We start from the raw sequence: 1,495 nt of genomic DNA, 5'->3' as shown, positions 1-1,495 counted from the left end.
AAAGCATTAGCACATTTAATATGCGTATTCAGGTATCTGGCCATGCCCGTCATCTGCAAGTGGAACACAACGCCGCAAAGATTCGCGCATTACTTCTTGCAGGTATTAGATCCGCAACATTATGGCGACAACTCGGCGGTCATCGTTGGCAATTTCTGTTTGGTAAAGGAAAGATCCGCAAGTCAGCCAAGTCGCTAAATTCCATCCTGATATAAACCTCTTACTTCTAAGTTTCGTCACCTAATTGTTTGTAGTAAACTCGCGGCCTTTCTAAAGCAGGTACGACAAGTAGAGTAGTCTTATGGAACTAAGCGCACTAACCGCAATCTCACCCATCGATGGCCGCTACGGAAGCAAAACTTCCAGCTTACGCGCAGCATTCAGCGAATACGGCCTTATTTACGCACGTGTTACCGTTGAAATCCGCTGGCTACAAGCGCTTGCTCAGCACCCCGACATCATTGAATTACCTGCTTTCTCAGATGAAGAAAACAATTTCTTAAACGCTATCGTTGATGAATTCAGCGAAGACGACGCCTTGCGCGTGAAAGCGATTGAACGCACCACAAACCACGATGTGAAAGCAGTTGAATACCTTATTAAAGAAAAATTCGAAGCTGTTGCTGATTCGCTACCAAATTTAGCGAAGAGCCTAGAATTTGTGCATTTCGCATGTACCTCTGAAGACATCAACAATTTGTCGCATGCATTGATGCTTAAACAAGGTCTAGAAAGCAGTGTGCTGCCAGAGATGCAAGCTGTTGTGACTAAGCTCAGCGAGCTAGCGCAAGATCTTGCAGAACAGCCGATGCTATCTCGCACGCATGGCCAAACCGCATCGCCGACTACAATGGGTAAGGAATTAGCCAATGTTGTTGAACGACTTAATCGTCAGCTAACTCAAATCAAAGAAGTAAAATTCCTTGGCAAGATTAACGGTGCCGTTGGTAACTACAACGCGCACTACTCTGCCTACCGAACACTGATTGGCCAGCTCACGCAAAAAGCTTTGTTGAATCACTCGGCATTACGTTCAACCCTTACACCACGCAAATTGAACCGCACGACTACATCGCTGAATTGTTCGATGCTGTTGCGCGCTTCAACACAATCTTGATTGATTTAGATCGTGACATCTGGAGCTACATCTCACTTGGTTACTTCAAGCAAAAAACGGTAGCGGGCGAAGTAGGCTCTTCAACAATGCCGCATAAAGTAAATCCTATCGATTTCGAAAACTCAGAGGGTAACCTTGGCCTAGCGAACGCGGTATTAACGCACCTAGCTCAAAAACTTCCGATCTCTCGCTGGCAACGCGACCTAACCGACTCAACGGTATTGCGTAATCTAGGTGTAGGCTTAGCGCATGGTTTGATTGCTTACCAATCAACACTTAAAGGCCTTAACAAGCTTGAGATCAATCCAAACAAACTCGCGCAAGATCTCGACAATGCGTGGGAAGTGATGGCCGAACCGATCCAAACCGTGATGCGCC

The 1,495-nt window shown here is 46.2% G+C and carries 1 protein-coding gene and 1 pseudogene; both read left to right on the top strand.

Going from position 1 to position 1,495, the window contains the following annotated elements:
* Window positions 1-215, top strand: a 215-nt coding sequence (locus tag A3762_RS16480) for a DUF489 family protein (RefSeq protein WP_156493527.1), incomplete at its 5' end; no start/stop codon positions are given.
* 86 nt (window positions 216-301) lie between these two features.
* Window positions 302-1,495 (top strand): annotated as a pseudogene (gene purB / locus A3762_RS16475) (adenylosuccinate lyase); the annotation flags it as partial.

This window comes from Oleiphilus sp. HI0125 (genome assembly GCF_001635355.1).
This window is presented reverse-complemented; position numbering and strand designations above follow the sequence as displayed.